General features: G+C 68.9%; 16 protein-coding genes. 3 read left to right on the top strand and 13 right to left on the bottom strand.

All coding sequences use genetic code 11. The features are described 5' to 3' along the window. Window positions 1-137: 137 nt before the first annotated feature. Both AB0D74_RS12590 and AB0D74_RS12595 read right to left on the bottom strand, forming a co-directional pair. Window positions 138-503, bottom strand: a complete 366-nt coding sequence (locus tag AB0D74_RS12590) for a 6-carboxytetrahydropterin synthase (RefSeq protein WP_362584026.1) — start codon at window positions 501-503, stop codon at window positions 138-140. 17 nt (window positions 504-520) lie between these two features. Continuing rightward, on the bottom strand, window positions 521-3,235 hold the full coding sequence (locus tag AB0D74_RS12595; RefSeq protein ID WP_362584244.1) for an AAA family ATPase: 2,715 nt from the start codon (window positions 3,233-3,235) through the stop codon (window positions 521-523). Between AB0D74_RS12595 and AB0D74_RS12600 the strand changes: the two genes are divergently transcribed. After that, window positions 3,162-3,341: a hypothetical protein gene (locus AB0D74_RS12600; protein ID WP_362584257.1), complete on the top strand. Its 180-nt coding sequence runs from the start codon at window positions 3,162-3,164 to the stop codon at window positions 3,339-3,341. The two genes, AB0D74_RS12595 and AB0D74_RS12600, sit on opposite strands and share 74 nt — an antisense overlap. Window positions 3,342-3,496: 155 nt before the next feature. Here the strand turns inward: AB0D74_RS12600 and AB0D74_RS12605 are convergent, their stop codons facing one another. The 8 genes from AB0D74_RS12605 to AB0D74_RS12640 all read right to left on the bottom strand — a co-directional run bounded on the left by AB0D74_RS12605 (window position 3,497) and on the right by AB0D74_RS12640 (window position 10,018). Continuing rightward, the gene (locus tag AB0D74_RS12605; RefSeq protein WP_362584029.1) at window positions 3,497-3,889 is read right to left on the bottom strand and encodes a hypothetical protein; all 393 of its coding nucleotides are present in this window, start codon (window positions 3,887-3,889) and stop codon (window positions 3,497-3,499) included. Window positions 3,890-3,960: 71 nt separating this feature from the next. Continuing rightward, window positions 3,961-5,709, bottom strand: a complete 1,749-nt coding sequence (locus AB0D74_RS12610) for a relaxase/mobilization nuclease domain-containing protein (RefSeq protein ID WP_362584032.1) — start codon at window positions 5,707-5,709, stop codon at window positions 3,961-3,963. A 2-nt stretch (window positions 5,710-5,711) separates the two neighbouring features. Further along, a complete protein-coding gene (gene mobC / locus AB0D74_RS12615; protein ID WP_362584035.1) occupies window positions 5,712-5,876 on the bottom strand; it encodes a plasmid mobilization relaxosome protein MobC in 165 nt (54 codons plus the stop codon). Between the two features lie 455 nt (window positions 5,877-6,331). Beyond that, window positions 6,332-6,556 carry a hypothetical protein gene (locus AB0D74_RS12620; protein WP_362584038.1) on the bottom strand — a complete coding sequence of 75 codons (225 nt, stop codon included), beginning with the start codon at window positions 6,554-6,556 and terminating at the stop codon, window positions 6,332-6,334. A gap of 102 nt (window positions 6,557-6,658) precedes the next feature. After that, on the bottom strand, window positions 6,659-7,681 hold the full coding sequence (locus AB0D74_RS12625; RefSeq protein ID WP_362584041.1) for a DUF2637 domain-containing protein: 1,023 nt from the start codon (window positions 7,679-7,681) through the stop codon (window positions 6,659-6,661). Further along, entirely contained in the window at window positions 7,678-8,265 is a 588-nt protein-coding gene (locus tag AB0D74_RS12630; RefSeq protein WP_362584044.1) for a WhiB family transcriptional regulator, read from the bottom strand. The genes AB0D74_RS12625 and AB0D74_RS12630 overlap by 4 nt, the downstream gene beginning before the upstream one ends. Window positions 8,266-8,366: 101 nt before the next feature. Further along, window positions 8,367-9,074, bottom strand: a complete 708-nt coding sequence (locus AB0D74_RS12635; protein WP_362584047.1) for an ATP-binding protein — start codon at window positions 9,072-9,074, stop codon at window positions 8,367-8,369. Beyond that, on the bottom strand, window positions 9,074-10,018 hold the full coding sequence (locus tag AB0D74_RS12640) for a hypothetical protein (RefSeq protein WP_362584050.1): 945 nt from the start codon (window positions 10,016-10,018) through the stop codon (window positions 9,074-9,076). Before AB0D74_RS12640 ends, AB0D74_RS12635 begins: the two co-directional genes overlap by 1 nt. A 1,195-nt stretch (window positions 10,019-11,213) precedes the next feature. Between AB0D74_RS12640 and AB0D74_RS12645 the strand changes: the two genes are divergently transcribed. Both AB0D74_RS12645 and AB0D74_RS12650 read left to right on the top strand, forming a co-directional pair. Next, a complete protein-coding gene (locus AB0D74_RS12645) occupies window positions 11,214-12,116 on the top strand; it encodes a helix-turn-helix transcriptional regulator (RefSeq protein WP_362584053.1) in 903 nt (300 codons plus the stop codon). A 223-nt stretch (window positions 12,117-12,339) separates the two neighbouring features. Continuing rightward, complete coding sequence (locus AB0D74_RS12650) at window positions 12,340-12,948, top strand: hypothetical protein (protein WP_362584056.1); 609 nt, start codon at window positions 12,340-12,342, stop codon at window positions 12,946-12,948. 99 nt (window positions 12,949-13,047) lie between these two features. On the opposite strand, the gene AB0D74_RS12655 is transcribed toward AB0D74_RS12650, so the two are convergent. The 3 genes from AB0D74_RS12655 to AB0D74_RS12665 all read right to left on the bottom strand — a co-directional run bounded on the left by AB0D74_RS12655 (window position 13,048) and on the right by AB0D74_RS12665 (window position 16,076). Beyond that, the gene (locus tag AB0D74_RS12655; protein WP_362584059.1) at window positions 13,048-13,731 is read right to left on the bottom strand and encodes a hypothetical protein; all 684 of its coding nucleotides are present in this window, start codon (window positions 13,729-13,731) and stop codon (window positions 13,048-13,050) included. Between the two features lie 308 nt (window positions 13,732-14,039). Further along, on the bottom strand, window positions 14,040-14,564 hold the full coding sequence (locus tag AB0D74_RS12660) for a peptidylprolyl isomerase (protein ID WP_362584062.1): 525 nt from the start codon (window positions 14,562-14,564) through the stop codon (window positions 14,040-14,042). Between the two features lie 312 nt (window positions 14,565-14,876). Then, on the bottom strand, window positions 14,877-16,076 hold the full coding sequence (locus AB0D74_RS12665; RefSeq protein ID WP_362584065.1) for an amidohydrolase family protein: 1,200 nt from the start codon (window positions 16,074-16,076) through the stop codon (window positions 14,877-14,879). Between the last annotated feature and the right edge of the window lie 27 nt (window positions 16,077-16,103).

The following is a 16,103-nucleotide window of genomic DNA, read 5'->3' on the forward strand; positions in this document are numbered from 1 at the left end:
GAGGGGTGCCCCGAGAGCCGGGGCACCCCTCTGCTGACGGGCGGCAACGCCATCCCCGGTCTCGAAGGCGACGACGGGTGTGCGGAGTTCCGGGCGCGTCTGAAGGAGCGGATCCGTTCGAAGCGGGCAAGTCACCGCTACGGCCGGTAGATCGCCCACGTCTTGGGTGTCTCCGATACCTTCACCGCCGAGAGTTCAGGCACCTCGTCACGCCACCTGTCGAAGATCCACTTGGCGAGGTTCTCCGCCGAGGGGGAGGCACCCCCCCCCATCGCTTCATTGAGGTGCCGGTGATCGAGGGCGTCGTCCATCCACTTCTTGAACGCGTCGAGATCCCTGTAGTCCCGCACGAATCCCGCGGGGGTCAGCGCATCGTCCTCGGCGGACAGTTCGAGCACCACGATGTAGTTGTGGCCGTGCATGCGTGCGCAGGGGTGCCAGGCGGGCAGCTGGTCGAGCACGTGGCTCGCGGAGAAGTGGAACTCCTTGGTTATGGTGAACACGGTTTCCGCCTCCCCTTCTACTCCTGCGTCTGCGCATCACCCTGGTCCCGCACTGTAACCGCGAACCCGCCGGATTCCGACGGCACGTCCACGAACAGGACCTGGTTGAGCGGCACGGCGTTCAGGAAGTGTGCCCGCCGACGCGGGTCGCCGATGCTGTCCGCCTTACGGCGTACCTCGGCACGGGCCCGCTCCAGCAGGTCGGCGGCTTCCTCGTCGGCGCCGTCGGCGACCAGGGCGCGCGAGACGTCGTACAACACTTCCTCCGTACGCAGGGCGGGCATCGCACCCCGTTCTTCGAGGATCGCGTACGCGGCCCGGGCATCCTCCAGCGCGCTCCGGGTATCACCCTCCGCGAGCCGGAGACGGCTGCGCAGGCAGAACGCGGCGATGCGGCTGCGCTCCATCTTGGTGGTCTCGGTCTCGACGAGGGTGTCCCCGATCAGCTGGAGCGCCAGCCTGGAGTCCTCCCCCACCGCCATGAGCACGTCCACGTACAGGTTGCGGACGATGGGCACCAAATTGACCAGCCACGTCTCCTGCGTCTCCAGCCATGCTGCCCGGATGCGCCGGAGCGCCTCCGGCGCGCGCTCGGGTGTGCGGGAGGCGATCAGGGCCAGGAGCGCGTTGTTGTACGCGTGCCAGCCGCTGATGCTCTCGCGCTCCTCCTGGTACTCCTCCTCGAAGGCCAGCGCTCTGGCCAGCGCGGCCTCCGCCTCCTCCACGTCGCCCATGGCGATGTGCAGTTGAGCGAGGTAGTTCAACGCAATGGGCAGCTCGCCGCGCATCGCCTCACCGCTCAACCGCTCCACGCAGCGCAGCAGCCGTTGCAGGGCTTCGTCGAAGCGGCTCGCGTCGAAGAGGTTGACGCCGATCTGCATCTCGTTGAGGTTGCGTGCGTGCTGGAGCAGCGGGCTCGCGACATCGCCGAGTTCAGTGGCGGAGGCGTACAGTTCCTCGGCCTCGAACAACACTCTCAGGCCAGCTTCAAGGTCGCGCTTGGGCAGCTGGCGGCCGTACTCGACAAGTGCCACGTAGAGCACTTCGGTGCCCTCCGGACCGCACTCGCGGGCGAGAGCGACCGCCTCCTCGTGCTTCTCCAGCGAGGGATCAAGACCGTGCACCGCCAGCAGTGTCTTCCCGCGCAGCAGCGCTGTGCGGGCCATCAGCAGCGGGTCACCGAGGCGACGCGCCGATTCCTCGGCCTCGGCCGCCAGCGTGTCGATGCCGGGAGACTCCGCCTCGCTCCCGCTGCCCCTCCAGCGCACCTCGGTGAGGCTCAGCAGCAGTTCGGCCGCCTCCACCAGCAGACGGTCGCGTTCCGGGTCTCCCAGGGGCAGCTGCCGGGCCGAGTCGAGGGCCGTCCGGCAGTACTTCTCGGCCTGGACGAACGCCAGCTCGTCCACGGCCACGGATCGGGCGAGCCGGTAGTGGGCGCCGGCGCTCGCGGCAGCGCGGGAGGGCCCGGCCGCACGCAGGTGGCCGGCGACCATGACTCGGACCTCACGCGGAAGATCCCCGCCGGCCCTCGGCAGTCTCTCCAGGGCATCGGCCACCTGTGCGTGCCTCAGCAGCCGCGCTCCCTCGTCCTGATGGCCTTCACGGATGCACCACTGGAGGGCGCGGTGCTCGAAGTCGTACCAGTCGATGTGCAGTCCGTCCGCCCAGCGGGGCATGTCCGCACGGCGCCGTTCGCGCACAAGTCCGTGGTCGCGCGCCACGCCGTGCAGCAGATCCTGAACGCGGATCTGGGGCATCCCCGTCACTTCGGCGAGCGTGTGCGAGAAGAAGAACTGGCCGGCGGTGGCGCCGAGGACAAGCAGTTCCTGGGCGGCGGAGTCGATACCCCGGAATCGTTCCCGCACCGCGTGCGGGAGTTCGTTCGGCAGTGGTACGTCCGTCCCGTAGCCGGGGCGCCACAGCTTCAGGACCTGGTCCACGAAGACGGGGCGCCCACCGGTCACCGAGTGCACCTGCTCGGCGAAGCCGACGGGAACGTCCTGGCCATCCAGCCTGGCCGAGACAAGGTCACCGACGGCCCAGTCCGGCAGGGCCCCGATCCGGTGCCGGGCGATCAGCAGGTTGTGCCTCGTCTCCCACATGTGGAGCAGCTGCTCCATCTCCGCGCCACTCGCTGTCGTCGACGTGTACGAGCCGAGGCCCAGCACCAGGCTGAGCGGCTGGCCTTCCAGCTTGCGCAGCAGCAGGTGCAGGAGTTCACGGCTCCCTTCGTCGAACAACTGGATGTCATCGATCAGCAGCAGAAGCGGTGCGCCGTCACGCGCCTCCACCAGCAATGCCTCGCTGATCTGGTGGGCCATGATGGTCCGCACCGAACCCAGGCTGTCCGCCGGAAGGGACCCGGTGGCGAGGGCCGACTTGACCGCCACGGTTCCCGCGTCGACCACGCCGCCGATTCCGGGGATCGCGAGGGACACCAACGCTGGCGCGGCGGAGGCGGCTCCTCGTCCCAGCGCGCGGGCCCACCTCGCCCTGCGCTTCCCTGGACGTGGGGCTGAGCTCAGTTCGGCGAGGGCGTCGAGGAACGGTCCGTACTCGCCTCCCCTGCCAAGCCCTGGCACACAACTGACCAGGACCACCCGGCAGGCTCCGCCGGACGACCTCCGATATACCTCGGCAAGTAGGGACGTCTTACCCATGCCCGAGTCGCCCTCGACGACCAGGACGCTGCTGGTGCCCTCCTCCAGCCTCCTCGCGACGCTCCCGATCACGTCCAGGCTGTCCTCACGGTCGACGAACACCGCCGCCACTGCGCCCCCCAATCTCGCCGACTTCACCAAGTACCACGTCAACAACGCGCGCGATCAGGGTATTTGACGTATGACGATCTACGGAGGCGTTCCGGGACCAAGCCCCGGAATCGCAGGAGCCGAGGGAGACATGGCCGCCTTCTGCCGGCCCAGTGGTCGAGGTCAGGGATGTCAGGTGGCAGGGCCGGGCACCGGGCAAGGCACCACTAGCGATTCCGCTCGTCAATCCACATAGACGCCAGCGAACGTGCCGTCGTAGCCCGCGGCCCGGGCCGCGGCCTCCAGGCTCGGGTAGTCCTGGCCTCCGACGTCGATCATCGCCTCGTAGTCCGCGCGCGTCAGTTCGCGTTCGACCCACTGGTGTGTGCAGCGGCAGCGGATGCTGATCTCGTCGCGGTCGCAGATCACCATCCAGTCGCGCCGGGCGCCGCATCGGGGGCACATGACAGGGATCCCGGTGATGGTGATCTCCTCGGGGTGGGTGGTGGCCCGGAGACGGATGTTGCCGTCGCCGAGCCGAGTCTCCTGCTGGAGTCGCAGCAGGGGATCATCGTCGAAGTCGGTCTCCGGCAGATCGGTTCTCTGGGCCTGGACGCCGTTTTCGAGCATGTGCATCGTCTCCTTCTCTCAGCCGTTCACTATTAACAGGCCCTTGCGCCCCCGACATCCAGCACTTTGTGCGCTGATCAGCGCCTCGGCCCCGGGGAACGTGGGTCAGCACTGTGGGGCCTCACCGGCGGTTCGGGGGTCTGTGGTGCCGAGGAATAGCGCCGCGATCGGGCTGTCCCCGCGTTCGCACGCTCGCGGGGCGCGTCCATGGTGGCGGGCAGTTTGCCGATGCGTCGCAGGCGCCAGACGAGCACGTCGGTGACGCTGTCCGCGGTGTCCAGTTCGCGCCATGCGATGGCCTGTTGGAGGAGGGCGTCGGGGTCGTGTCCCGCTCGCTCGGCCTGGTCGAGGGTGGCGGTCAGCGCATCCCAGCCGGGTTCGTGGCGGACGCAGTCGGCCTGCTCGGGCAGGGCGGCTTCGAGGGTGCCGGCGTATCGCTGCCGTACGGGTTCGGGGAGACGCCGGCCGTGCTCGCGCATCGCGTTCATGGGCAGGGTGGAAGCCGATCGGTAGGCGCTGCGGAGGTGTCGAGCGGCTCGTTGGGCGGCGACTGCCTGCTGGGCGTGGCCTCGGGCGGAGTGCCAGCGCGCGGCGGCGATGGCCACGAGGACCATCGTGGACAGGACCATCGCGGTGGCACCACCGTCCTCGCCCTTGCCGAGTGCGCCGCCGGCTCGGACGATGCCGCGGGCGGCGGAGCGGATGGCGTGGTTGTCCGCGCGTTCGGCTCGGATGTGGGAGCGGGTGGCACGTTCGAAGACTCGGGCGGCCTCGGCGAGTTCCCCGCGGGTCGAGGCCGGGGCGGTCTGAGCGAGAGCGTCGAGCAGTTCGCCGACTCCGACCAGTTGGCCGGCGGCGTCCTCGTCGTCGTTCCCGTCAAGGATCGACGCCGCCCGTTCGACGACCGGTGCTGCTTCGCGGCGGGCGCGGGCTGGGTGCCTCACTTGTTCGTCGGCACGGCCGACGACGGGCTCATCGGCATCAGGTCGTACGGCGTCAAGCCGCTGCCGGATCTTGGGCAGGGAGAGGTCCGGGGCGAGTTTCGACCCGGAGAACCAGATGGGTTCGCCATCGCGGTTGCGGTCGCCGGGGAGAGCGACGTTGTATCCGATGGCGTCGCCCGAGGGGGCGATGCGCTTGTCGATCCGGAGGCCGGCTTCGGCGAGGCGTTCGAAGAACTCCTCCTCGCTGGCGGCTCCGGCCAGGGCGTGGCGGACGCCCTCCCGCAGTGTCTCCCGTGGTGTCTCGGGGCGACCGGTTCGCTCGGCCTTGGAGCGTTCGGCGCTGGTGGGGCGCTGGGCGGCGGTGCGGTCGCCGCCGTTGAGGATCTGCAGGCCGAACTCCTTCTCGATCTTTCGGCATTCGGCCTGGGCGCGGATGCCGTCGTTGTGGTGGCGTGCCTGTCGGCCGTCCTGGCGTACGAGGGTGGCGGCGATGTGGATGTGGTCGTCGGCATGGCGTACGGCGATCCACCGGCATGCCTTGTCGTCACCCTCAGGCGCGATGCCGGTGGCGTGCACGACGCGTCGGGCGACCTCGGCCCATTCGGCGTCGGTGAGGTAGCGGTCGCCGGGCGCGGTGCGCACGGGGCAGTGCCATACGTGCTGGACGGGGCGGCGGTCCTTCGGCAGGGCGAGAACGGGCAGGTCGAGCCGGTCGGAGAGTTGCTTGAGGGTGGCGTCCGGGTCGCGTCCGGGGTCAGGGGCGAGGCCGGGCATCCAAGAAGCGACAAGGTGAGGGTCGGTGTGTTCCTCCCTGCGGCCGGGTCCGTAGAGGTAGTTGAGCAGGCCGTACGTACGGCTGCCGGTGGAGACGTCCGGGACCACCGTCAGCGCCGAGCCATCTCTAGGGCGGCGCCCTCGATGCGGGCTGCGGCACCCAGGACTCGGGCGACCGCATCGTCCACGTACTCGACCTGACCGCCGGAGTTGAGGATGCGGGCGATCTGGTTGAGGTTGTTGCCGACGCGGGCGAGTTGGGCGCTGGCCGCCATCAGTTCCTCCACTCGACCGCGCTGGTCCAACAGCCACGTCTTCGGACCGCCTTGGGCGTGGGCTACGGCGACCGCGGCATCGGCGAGGAATCCGGCTGTCTTCAGACCGACGGCTTCGGCGGCGCGCTTGACGGAGTCGAGTTCGTCGCGGGTCAGACGGACGCTGCGGACTTGGTCGCGGTGGACGCTCTGGCGCAGACGGGGGCGCGTACGCAGCGCGGCGTTCGGCTCCGCTTCTCCCCCCGACTGCGATCCGCCCTCGGTCGCAGTCCCGGAGTCCGGCGCCCCCTGGTGCCGGACCTCCCCCGCCCCTCCGGGGGCGGGGGCATGCGCTTCCGAAACTCCTCCGCAGCCATGGGCTGCGGAGGAGTTTCGGAAGCTACAGCTTGCTCGGCTTCGTGCCGGGCAGTGGTCTTGCCGCAGGTCGGAGGTGGTGTCGGCCGGTTCGGAGCGTGTCATCGGAGCGTCTGGGCCTTCGTACGGCGCACGTCGTGGAGGACCTCGGCCACGAAGTCGAGCGCCAGGACCGGGTGGTGCAGGGTGAGGGGCGGGCTGGCGGGGGTTCGCTGCACGGTCCAGGTGCCGTCCGGGCCGGGGTCGGCGCGGTGGAGGTGTCCGTACCGGCGGAGCACGGTGATCCAGGCGTCGGCTTCGGCGGGGGTGGCCGGTGTGGTGCGCATCGTGTGTCTCCGGTGCGTGGGTAGGAGGTCACGGAAGTTGGTGGGGTGGGGGCGGGCGGCCCGGCTGTTGCCGTTGGCCGCCCGCCCATCCGGGCCGTTCGGTCAGCCGGTCCTGGTGGCCGAGTCCTGGCCGGTCTCGGCGCGGAGTTGTCGCATCAGGGCGGTCAGCCGGTCGTTGGACAGCGTCCTGCCCTGTCCGCGGATGGCGTCCGCGACGACCTCGCGGGTGACCTTGCCCGCGTCGGCGACCGCTTGGCGGGCGATCGGCAGCAGGGTGTCCGCCGACGGGTCGGTGTCCGGGGCGCCGTTGTCCGAGGTCTCCGAGATGGCGTCCGGGCCAGCCTCCGGGGCGGTGACCGAGGGGGCGGCCAGCCGCGGGCGGGTGACCGGGACAGGTCTGCTGACCGGCTGTCCGCCCAGGCCAGCGACGTCTCCGTCATGGGCGTGGTTCGGCTCCACGGTGGTCTCCGAGTGTCCGGACGGCTCCTCCCGGTCAGCCGTCAGCCGTATGTCCGGGCCGGAGGCGACCGCCGGACGGCTGCTCTCCGGCGCGGAGAGCGCGGCCGGTTGTCCGGAGGTGACCGGGGCCGGCCGGTGTCCGTCCGCCGCTCGCGGGGGCTCCGGCCGGTCAGCGGCGATCCGGTTGGTCCGGACGCCGAGAGTGTCCGGGTGTCCGTGGTGACCGGCTTCGGTGACCCGCCGGGCTATGAGGATGTAGAGGTGGACGGCCCCGGCCAGGGCGAGCGGCGCGATGGTGGACAGGGCGCCGACGGTGACGTCGCCGAGCCGTAGTCCGCCGCCTTCGGGACGCTGCTGGTTGAGGCGTACGGCGTGCAGCGCGTTGGCCCAGATGCTGGCGGCCGTCGCCGTGCCGAACAGCGTCCACACGTACAGGCGGGCGGCGAAGGAAGCGGTGCGCAGGACCAGGAGCGCGCGTACCCCGTAGGCGATGAATCCGTCGATCACCAGGGGGAAAACGAACGTGAGGGGTCCGCGGACGTGGATGGCGGTGGCCATCTGCTGCAGGGCGTCGTACGAGAGCGCGCATCCGGCGCCGCCGAGGGCGACGATCGCGGCTCGGTCCCAGCCGGTGATCCGCGCCGAAACCGGCGCGCTCTGGCTCACGCGGCCGTCCCGAGGTCGTCCCATGCGGGTGTCTCGGCCACGGGTGTGTTGAGCGCCTTCGTAGGGCTCTTGGACTTCTTCCCTTTGTTCGCCTTCTTCTGGTCGACGGCCCGGTTGCGGATCTCCCGGCGGGTGCGGCGGTAGAGCTTCTCGGCGTGCTCCTCGGTGACCTTGAGCAGCCAGGCGAGCCGCTCAGCCGGGACCTCTGCCTGGTAGGCGGCGCGGACGACGGCATCGCGCTCGGCCTGTGTGAGGTGTATGTCGCGGCCGGCCAGCACGGCGTTCACGCGAGCGTAGTCGAAACGGCTTTGGAGCTTGCGGTGCAGGGGTGCGCGTTCCTCTTCGGTCATGCCTCCCCGGATGCCGTCGCGGTCTCCGTTCTCGAGGGCGGCGTCCAGGCAGGTGGAGCGGGCGGGGCACTGGGCGCACAGGGCCTTGGCGGCGCGGATGCGGTCCATCTCGTCCGGCTCGGGGAAGAAGATGTCGGGATCGACCTGGTGGTCGGTCGTCGAGCAGCAGGCGGCGCTGTCGTGCCAGGTGAGGTCGCCGAGGGTGCGCGGTATCTGGTTCTCGGTGCTGTGCATGTGGGGTGTCTCCGGTCGCCCCGGGCGCGTTTGGGCATACGCGTCCCAGGGGGTTGGTGCGTGAAGGAGGCGGAACCGGTGTCGGCCGGTCACGGCAGGGATCAGGCGGCGGCGATGCGGCGACGCTCGGCCGCGAGGGCTCGTCTGCGGTCGGGACCGTCGAGGATGACCTTGTCGCTCATCTCGGTCAGCCGGGAGGCGACCCGGTCGCCGATGTGCTGACGCAGGTCGGTCATGCCGAGGTTGGTGGTGATGAGGGTCGGGAGCATCTCGTTGTAGCGGCGGTTGATGAGCCGCATCGTGATCTCCTCGGTCCACTCGCTGTTCTTGGCCGCGCCGAGGTCGTCGATGATCAGCAGCGGGCAGCGAGCGAGGTCCATCAGCTCCCGCTCGCCGTCGTGCCCGGGGCGGGGCCGCAACTCGGCGTACAGGTCGGCGGCCGTGGTCGCCTTCCAGCGCAGCCGGACTCCGGCGAGGAGCAGCGACCGTACCGCGCCGTACGCCTGGTGGGTCTTGCCCGTACCGGTGGTGCCGACGATCAGCAGCGAGCGGCCCTGCGCGATCCCCGGGGCTCCCTCAGGCCCGGGACGGCCGGCCTCGGCGATCTCACGGACCCAGGCGGCGACCGCCGGATGGTCGGCGACCGCGCCCCGGTACCGGGCCGGGATGCGGTTCTGCGCCGCCTGCAGGGCGGGGATGGGCTCGGCCACGTCGGTGAGCGGAGCGGCCGGATCGATGCCCCGGGCGGTGAGGATGTTGGCCAAGCGGCGGGCGATGCCGCCGACGGGCTGGGCGTCGTGGTCGCGCATCACAGCTCCTCGGCGTAGGCGGCGGCAGGGTCGGCAGGATTGGCCCAGGCCCGGTGACCGGGCACGTTAGGCCGCGATTCCGTCCGCGCCAAACCGGCGGGGGTGGCGTTCATGGCCTCGTGGACCAGGCTCGGCAGGGTGCTCGGGTGGAGCCCCTTCGCCCGGTGGCGGGCCAGCCCGGCTCGGATGTGGTCCGGCTCGATTCCCTCCGCGAGGAGCTTGGCCGTCTCCCGTCCGAGGTGACCGAGCACGCCGCTGGGCGGTCGGTGGGCACAGGCGGCGGCGTACTCGGCCATGAGCTGCTGGGTCGAGACCGTCGCCGGTGCGGGGGCGCTGACGTCCCCCGAAGGAGTAGTAGTTCCTAGATCCAAGTTCCTAGGTCCTAGATCCGGACCGTGAGGACTCATCGAGGGCTCGCTGAGTCCTCTGTGAGTGCTCCGTGAAGGCTCACCGAGTGCACCCTGAGCTGCGGTTTTGTTGTGATGGGCAGGAAGCTCGTCCGGGGTGCGTGAACCCTCAGCGAGTCCTTCGTGAGGGATCACGGAGGACTCAGTGCCGTCTACGTGAGTTCGCGATGCGGCCGAGGTGGGCCGTTCGACGTCGTGGTGCGGGCAGGCGGGGAAGCGAACTCCGCTCGGTCGGTTGACCTTCTGATGTTGGCGCCAGGTGACGATATGCAGGTACCGCTTGCCGTCATCCCCCTCGTAGCGGCAGATCAGGTGAGCGGTGGCCAGCTGGGTCAGGTCGTCCTCGACGTCCACGGGACCGTGTTCCGGGCGCAGCGACCACAGCAGTCCGGTGATCACTGCGGGCTGGTCGCGGAAGCGACCGTGGTCGTCGGCCTGGGTGAGGAGGCCGAAGAAGGTCCGCTCGGCGGCGAGAGAGACAGCGGCGAGAGACTCGGATGCGAAGGCTTCGGGTTTGATCGTTCGGATCCGGGCCACGGGTCAGCGGCCCCCGTCCGATGGAGCGCAGGCCTTCGCGGTGGGACGCAGGGACCCCGTGGTCAGGTCGAGGTCATGCGCCTCGTCCCAGTCCGCCTCGGGAAAGGCTCGGATCACCCAGCGGGCGGCGGCAGTTCGCTGGGGCCGGTTGAGAGGTATGGGCTGTCCCCGCTCGTCGTACGCGCAGGTATGGGGACTTGGCCAGGTCTGGCTGGGCTGGTGCTGCGACACGCGGATGATGCGGGCACCAGGCACCATGTCCGCCAGGAGGAGCGCCAATCGGTGCTGGCGGATACCGTCAGTGAGTTGAACGGCCTTGGCGGGCTGGGCGGTGATCGCCCTTCCGCTTCGGGAGGCGGGCATGCGAGAATTCCTCACTCGTAGGTGGGGTGGGACGGCCGTTCTCGTCGAAAAGGCCAGCCGACTCGCCCCGGTTATGAATCCGTACCCTCAGGGGTGGCGGGGTCGGCGCCCTGGAGCGGCTAACTCCGGGGCGCCGTTCTCATTTCCTGCTGGAATCGCAGAGTTGGCGCTGGGATGTCGTTTCGTTCTCCTCCGTTGCGGGGTCGTCGCTGGGCGGTGCCGGCGTCGGGACCAGCAACATATGCAGTAGGCGGTGAACACTCCAGCGGACCGTGGCTACTGGGGGAATCCGACGCCAACTCGACATATATCGATGGGTTGGAGAATTCCCACACCGGACGGCGGTGCCGGGAATAACGCTCCGGCCCGGCTCCTTCACCGTTGGAATAAGCAGGGATCAGGAGGCGCAGGAGCTGGCGCAAGGTCGACTTCCCACAGTCCCCGAGATCTTGATCCAGACGCGGTTTCTGACGTTCGATCGACGCAGCAGGGACATGCAACACTCCTCATACGACAGCCACTCACAAATCCCGTCCCGGGTAGGGAATGACCGAGGTGCGTCTTCCTCGCCCTCCGGGCTCGAAGCCGCACACGTTCCAACACCCGAGGGGCAGAGCCCTCGGTACCGGTTCCTTCCGGAAGCCCTCCGCGCGCACGATGCCGCGGCCGTACCCCGGTAACCCCACCTCGGCCGGGAGCCTTGGCAGGGTCGAAGACGAAGGCCGAGCTGGCGTGCAACGCCACCCGCCCTTCGCTAAGCTGAAGCTATTCCCGACTACAGAAAAAGTCAACGCACTGGATCCACTCCAGCTTGCATAAAAAACGAGGTCAGATGCCTGCTCGTCACTTCGACCGAAGCCGTCTGCGCGCGGTCCGGCGAGCCGCCGAGATCTTCCAGGCCGCCGTGGGCGAGGCCCTGGGGGTCTCCGACTCCGCGGTCGCCAGCTGGGAGAGCGGTGCGCAGACTCCCGATCCAGAGAAGCTGCCCGCTCTGGCCCGCGCTCTCGGCCGGGACCTGGACGATCTGTTCCCGCGGTCCGGGCCCCCCGACCTGACCGATCTGCGCTGCGACGCCGGCTACTACCAGTACGAGACGGCCACACTGATCGGCACCCGGAGCGCCGGGCCGGTGGCGGCGGCCGAACGCGGCGAGCGACGCCTCAAGGACAGGTACGTCCCGGCGTTGGCGTCGGCGTACGGGGTCAGCGAAGAGGATCTGCGGCGAGCTGAGGCCAGATCGATCGCCAAGGCACAGGGTCTGCATGTCGACGAACCCGAGCTGTCGGGAAAACGGGCGGGCCCGGTTCCCGGCAGCCCTCCCGAGTCGCTGGCCGAGAAGATCACCCTGCTCCTGGACAACTCGTACCCCAGCCCCCCTGGGCCCCCCTCTGACGCGGAAATGACCACCGCGGTGAACGCCCACGCTGGCGCCCAGATCATCACCGAGCAGGAGTTCCGGGATCTCCGTACCGGCGTCACCGAATCCGCGTCGCCTGCCGCGTTGGACGCACTGGCAGCGGTCGTCGGTGTCTCGCGGATGTACTTCGAACCAGATGACACCGTGGCCGCCCAGGTCTACGAGGGCCTTCAGCTCCTGGCTGCCGCCAAGAAGGGAGCCGTGGGCCGGGTGAGGGCTCGCGGCCTCGGCACACAGGGGCTGTCACCGAAGGCCATGGCCCTGGTCAACGAGTTGGTGGCGGAGCTGGAGGAGAAGGAGACGGACGCCGGTGAATGACGCCGTCTGCCATTGAACTGCGCGGTTCACAGGAGACTTGCGCGGCCCGGCTTACGGGATGCCTCCCCCGTGGTCCATGCTGAGGCGATCGGCACAAGGCATCGACTGGATGCTGGGGCCGCGACTTCATGCCCGCTGTGGTGCGCAGCGAGTGCGTGAGCTCGCGCCTTGATACGCGTCGGCTCCGCCGGGGACCAGGCGTCATGACGGAGTTGGGTGGGACATGTCCGCAGTACCTGTCGAGGAATTGATCACGAGCCTGGAACTGGGGGCCAAGTCGTTCGCGCCGGACGAGCTTGCGTACTTGGCTCTGACGTCCAAGGTCGAACGGCCACTGCAGGACAGGCTCGCGTGGGCCCTGCACACCAGGCTGCCTGAACTTGTCGTGGCACGAGAGTGGAGGCGGTGCGATATAGCCGTTCTGAACAGCGACGCTTCGTTGCCTCTGCTCCTCCTGGAAGCCAAGGCCATGTACTCGTTCGACCTTGTCCGCAAGACGTCCGCCGCTGACTACGCGGCCAAGGTGAAGGCGGACTTGGACAAGATGCGCGTGCTGGACAAGAGCGGCGCTGCTGATACATACGCGCTCGTGCTGGCGACTCACCCCTTCAGCACGCCTCAGAACCTCCCAGGCGTGATCAAATACGACAGAGACGTCCGTGCCGCTCTTCACAAGATGCCCGAAGACGGGATACGCCGCGCGGCGGCCAACGCGGCAAACCGAATCTTGGGTGCCTTTGGTCCCGTGCGGAAGGGTTCACTGTCCGGCGGCTCCGCCTTCGGCACCCAGGTCGCCGTTGACTACTGGTTGGTGGGCCCGCCGCTCCGATGAGGTGAGTGTCCCTTCCTGGGGTTGAGCTGCTGCTTCGCTGAGGGGTGCGACCAGCGAGTACGACGGCCCCGTCTCGTCAGCGATGCCGTGCGGCCCCAGTCAGGTGGTCGGCTGGGTGCGAATCACCAGCACGTCCTGGTGGAGTTCGCCGTCTGGCACGGACAGCCCAGCCCAGGTCGCGATCGCGGCAAGGAGATTGAACGGGGAGCGGGGTGCACAGGTGACCTGGGGGAAGCCCTTTGGCCCTTGAGTGAGGTAGGCGAATGTTGCGCGGGCGGCGGCTTCAGCGTCGGCCGCGTGCTGGCCAGCGGCTACCGGCACAGGTTTGCCAGCAGCGGAGACGAAGGCCTCGGCGAGCAGGAGGTGGGCGTGCCCAGCGGTGAGGCGTTCGGTCTGAGTGGTCACGGCCACTTGTGGTGCGAGCGCTCGCAGGCGGGAGAGCATCCAGGCAGTCTGTGCTATTCCGGTGGCCAACGCTCCGGCGCCAGCACCGGCTGACCAAGGCCGGTTACCTTCCCCCGTGCGGGCGCGGCCCAGCCACTGCCACTCATCGCTGTTGGGAGCCGGGACGGGGACGGCCATCGGCGCTTCCACAGCCAGGACCGCCCGCCCACCCTCGTCGAGAGACCGGACCAGAGCCTGGACGGCACCTTCCGGATCATCCCCGTAGGAGACCGCTGGGCGGTCTGGCGAGTCAACGGCTGCCCAGGCGAAGTTCGACTGCTTCACCGAGCCGATATCGACGCCCACGACCTGCACGGGATCCCCGCCCTTCAACAGCATCGGCGTACCGGACGCCAAGCTCGTGGCGCCGGTTGCTGGCGCCGGGAGATCTTCTCATGCTGCCTCCCTCGAAGCAGGTCTTCGAAGAACTCTCTGCTGGCCCGCTGACCGCATTCGATCCGTCTCAGCGGCACGGACCAGCGCGACGGACCCTGGCAACCGACCGTACGAATCTTGGGGACGAGTAGGCGTTCAAGCCTCCCCGGGGAGTCTGCCCATGCATCAACACCATAAGTGCGCGCTGACCACGGCCCCTCTCGACCTACGCTGCACGCACTACGCAGCGGATTCCTGCCGCTACAAGGAGGTCAGGTCTGGCGTCCGTGGATTTGGATGAACTGCACGACGACGTCCGTGATGGGGCGGCCGTCGTAGCCAGTAGGGATCTTCGCGATGGTGTCGACAACCTCTTGCCCTTGGATCACTTCGCCGATGATCGTGTGCCGACCGTTGAGATCCGGTGCCGGCCTGAGGGTGATGAAGAACTGCGAGCCCACGGTGTCCGGAGCCGTGGTGGTCATGGCCACCATGTACGGCCGGTCGAAATTCACCGCCGGGTCGATTTCGTCCGGGAACTCCCAGCCCGGTCCTCCGGTCCCATCTCCTTGCGGATCGCCGCCCTGGATCATGAGATCGGCGACCACACGATGGAAGATCGTTCCGCTATAGAGCGGCCCGAAGCCCAGTTCGCCCGTCCGCGGATCTCTCCATGTCCAACTCCCCCGAGCCAGGCCACTGAAGCTCGCGACGGTTTCCGGCGCGGACTCCGGAAACAGCTTCACCACGATCTGTCCCAGGGTCGTGTGCAGCGTGGCTGTCAGCTCTTGCACCATGGACTTCCGTCCCGTCATCCGTGCCCCCGCACATGGAACAGCACAACCGCGCAGGTCAGCATGAGGACACGCCAGTCGTACCCTCGAAAGTCTGGCCTCACCGAAGACCGTCCGGCGATGCTGCGGCCCCTCGGAGTCGGCGGACGACGTGCCGCGGACCGTAACCGCCGGTCCACTGCTGGAACACGACTGACTACAGTTCGTCACCGGAAATCACGATGCCGGCCCTCGTCCACGCGCCGAATCGGAGGACGACGAGGGCTGCTCCGCTTGCTCCGGCCCCCTCCGTGAGTCGCCGGCCGCCTGAATCGGTTACGGCTGATCGGTCCCAGACCCTGGCTCGCGCACCTGTCCGGCGGCGATCACCGCACGGATCTCCTTGAGGGCATCGAGGTCGGTCAGCGGATCTCCGCCGACGACCAGCAGGTCGGCGCGGAAGTCGGAGGCGATGCGGCCGGTCGAGTTGCCGAGTCCCAGAGCGTCGGCCGCGTGGACGGTGGCCATATCGATGATCCTGTCGTTCGTGATACCCAGGTGCGCGTAGAACGCGAGGGCGGGTACGAGCGTCCCGTCGAATCCGGTCCGCTGCACTCCGGCGTCGGTTCCGGCGATGAGTCTGACTCCGGCTTCGGCCATCTCCCGGACCTGCCCGAAGAGGACCTTCGCCCGCTCCTCGCCGAAGACACGCGGCACCATCTGCCAGTGGGGGCTGACAGCCGGACAGACCGCGATGCCCTGATCGACGATCTTGTTGAGTACTTCTCGACGCAGACCGAAGCCGTTCTCCGTCATCCAGGAACAGTGCTCGATGGTGTCCACGCCCGCGTCCACGACCGCCGTGATGCCGTCCGCCCCATGAGCGTGCGCGGCCACCGGTACGCCGGCCTGATGCGCCTCATCCACCAGAGCGCGCAACTCGTCTACTGAGAACTGGCTCTGCCAGCTCTTCGGCCCGTCCTTGGTCAGGCCGCCACCGGTCGCCATGACCTTGATCACGCTGGCACCCGCCGCCAGGTTCCGTCGCACCAGGTCACGGACGGCGGTCTCGCCGGATACCTCGCCGCCCAGGAAGTGGCAGTGCCCCCCGGGCGTGGTCAACGGAGTGCCCGCGGACACGACCCGAGGACCGGGCGTGCTGCCACGGGCGATCTCCTCGTCCAGACGCAGAGCCAGGTGGTTGCGGTCGCCCAGGTCCCGGACGGTCGTCACACCACTACGGACGAGTTGATCGGCGCGTTGGCGCATCTCCGACAGAAGGTAGTCGTCGTCCGAAGAGCGGAGGGCGGCCACCGGGTCGCTGCTGCCGTCGAACACCAGGTGGACGTGGGCATCGATGAGCCCGGGAACAACCGTCGCGCCGGGAAACGCGAGGTGTGTCTCGTCCGCGCCGGCGCGGGCGGCGAGCTGCGTGCGGGGTCCGACCGCGGTGATCGTGGCGCCCTCGACGAGGATGGCGCCGTCCTCCAGGTATGTCCCGGAACCGGTCAGGATCCGGTCGGCCGTGATCAGCATGTCGTCTCGTCTCCTCGTTCTCCCATG

This window comes from Streptomyces sp. NPDC048278 (assembly GCF_040652195.1).
In the GTDB taxonomy this organism is placed as follows: Bacteria; Actinomycetota; Actinomycetes; order Streptomycetales; family Streptomycetaceae; genus Streptomyces.

Bases quoted from the DNA above. Each gene is read 5' to 3' on its own strand.
- AB0D74_RS12645 (WP_362584053.1), top strand. From the start codon at position 11,214: ATGCCTGCTCGTCACTTCGACCGAAGCCGTCTGCGCGCGGTCCGGCGA.
- AB0D74_RS12620 (WP_362584038.1), bottom strand. From the start codon at position 6,556: ATGCGCACCACACCGGCCACCCCCGCCGAAGCCGACGCCTGGATCACC.
- AB0D74_RS12630 (WP_362584044.1), bottom strand. From the start codon at position 8,265: ATGCACAGCACCGAGAACCAGATACCGCGCACCCTCGGCGACCTCACC.
- AB0D74_RS12650 (WP_362584056.1), top strand. From the start codon at position 12,340: ATGTCCGCAGTACCTGTCGAGGAATTGATCACGAGCCTGGAACTGGGG.
- AB0D74_RS12635 (WP_362584047.1), bottom strand. From the start codon at position 9,074: ATGCGCGACCACGACGCCCAGCCCGTCGGCGGCATCGCCCGCCGCTTG.
- AB0D74_RS12660 (WP_362584062.1), bottom strand. From the start codon at position 14,564: ATGGTGCAAGAGCTGACAGCCACGCTGCACACGACCCTGGGACAGATC.
- AB0D74_RS12605 (WP_362584029.1), bottom strand. From the start codon at position 3,889: ATGCACATGCTCGAAAACGGCGTCCAGGCCCAGAGAACCGATCTGCCG.
- AB0D74_RS12655 (WP_362584059.1), bottom strand. From the start codon at position 13,731: ATGCTGTTGAAGGGCGGGGATCCCGTGCAGGTCGTGGGCGTCGATATC.
- mobC (WP_362584035.1), bottom strand. From the start codon at position 5,876: ATGGCGGCCAGCGCCCAACTCGCCCGCGTCGGCAACAACCTCAACCAG.
- AB0D74_RS12665 (WP_362584065.1), bottom strand. From the start codon at position 16,076: ATGCTGATCACGGCCGACCGGATCCTGACCGGTTCCGGGACATACCTG.
- AB0D74_RS12600 (WP_362584257.1), top strand. From the start codon at position 3,162: ATGCCCGAGTCGCCCTCGACGACCAGGACGCTGCTGGTGCCCTCCTCC.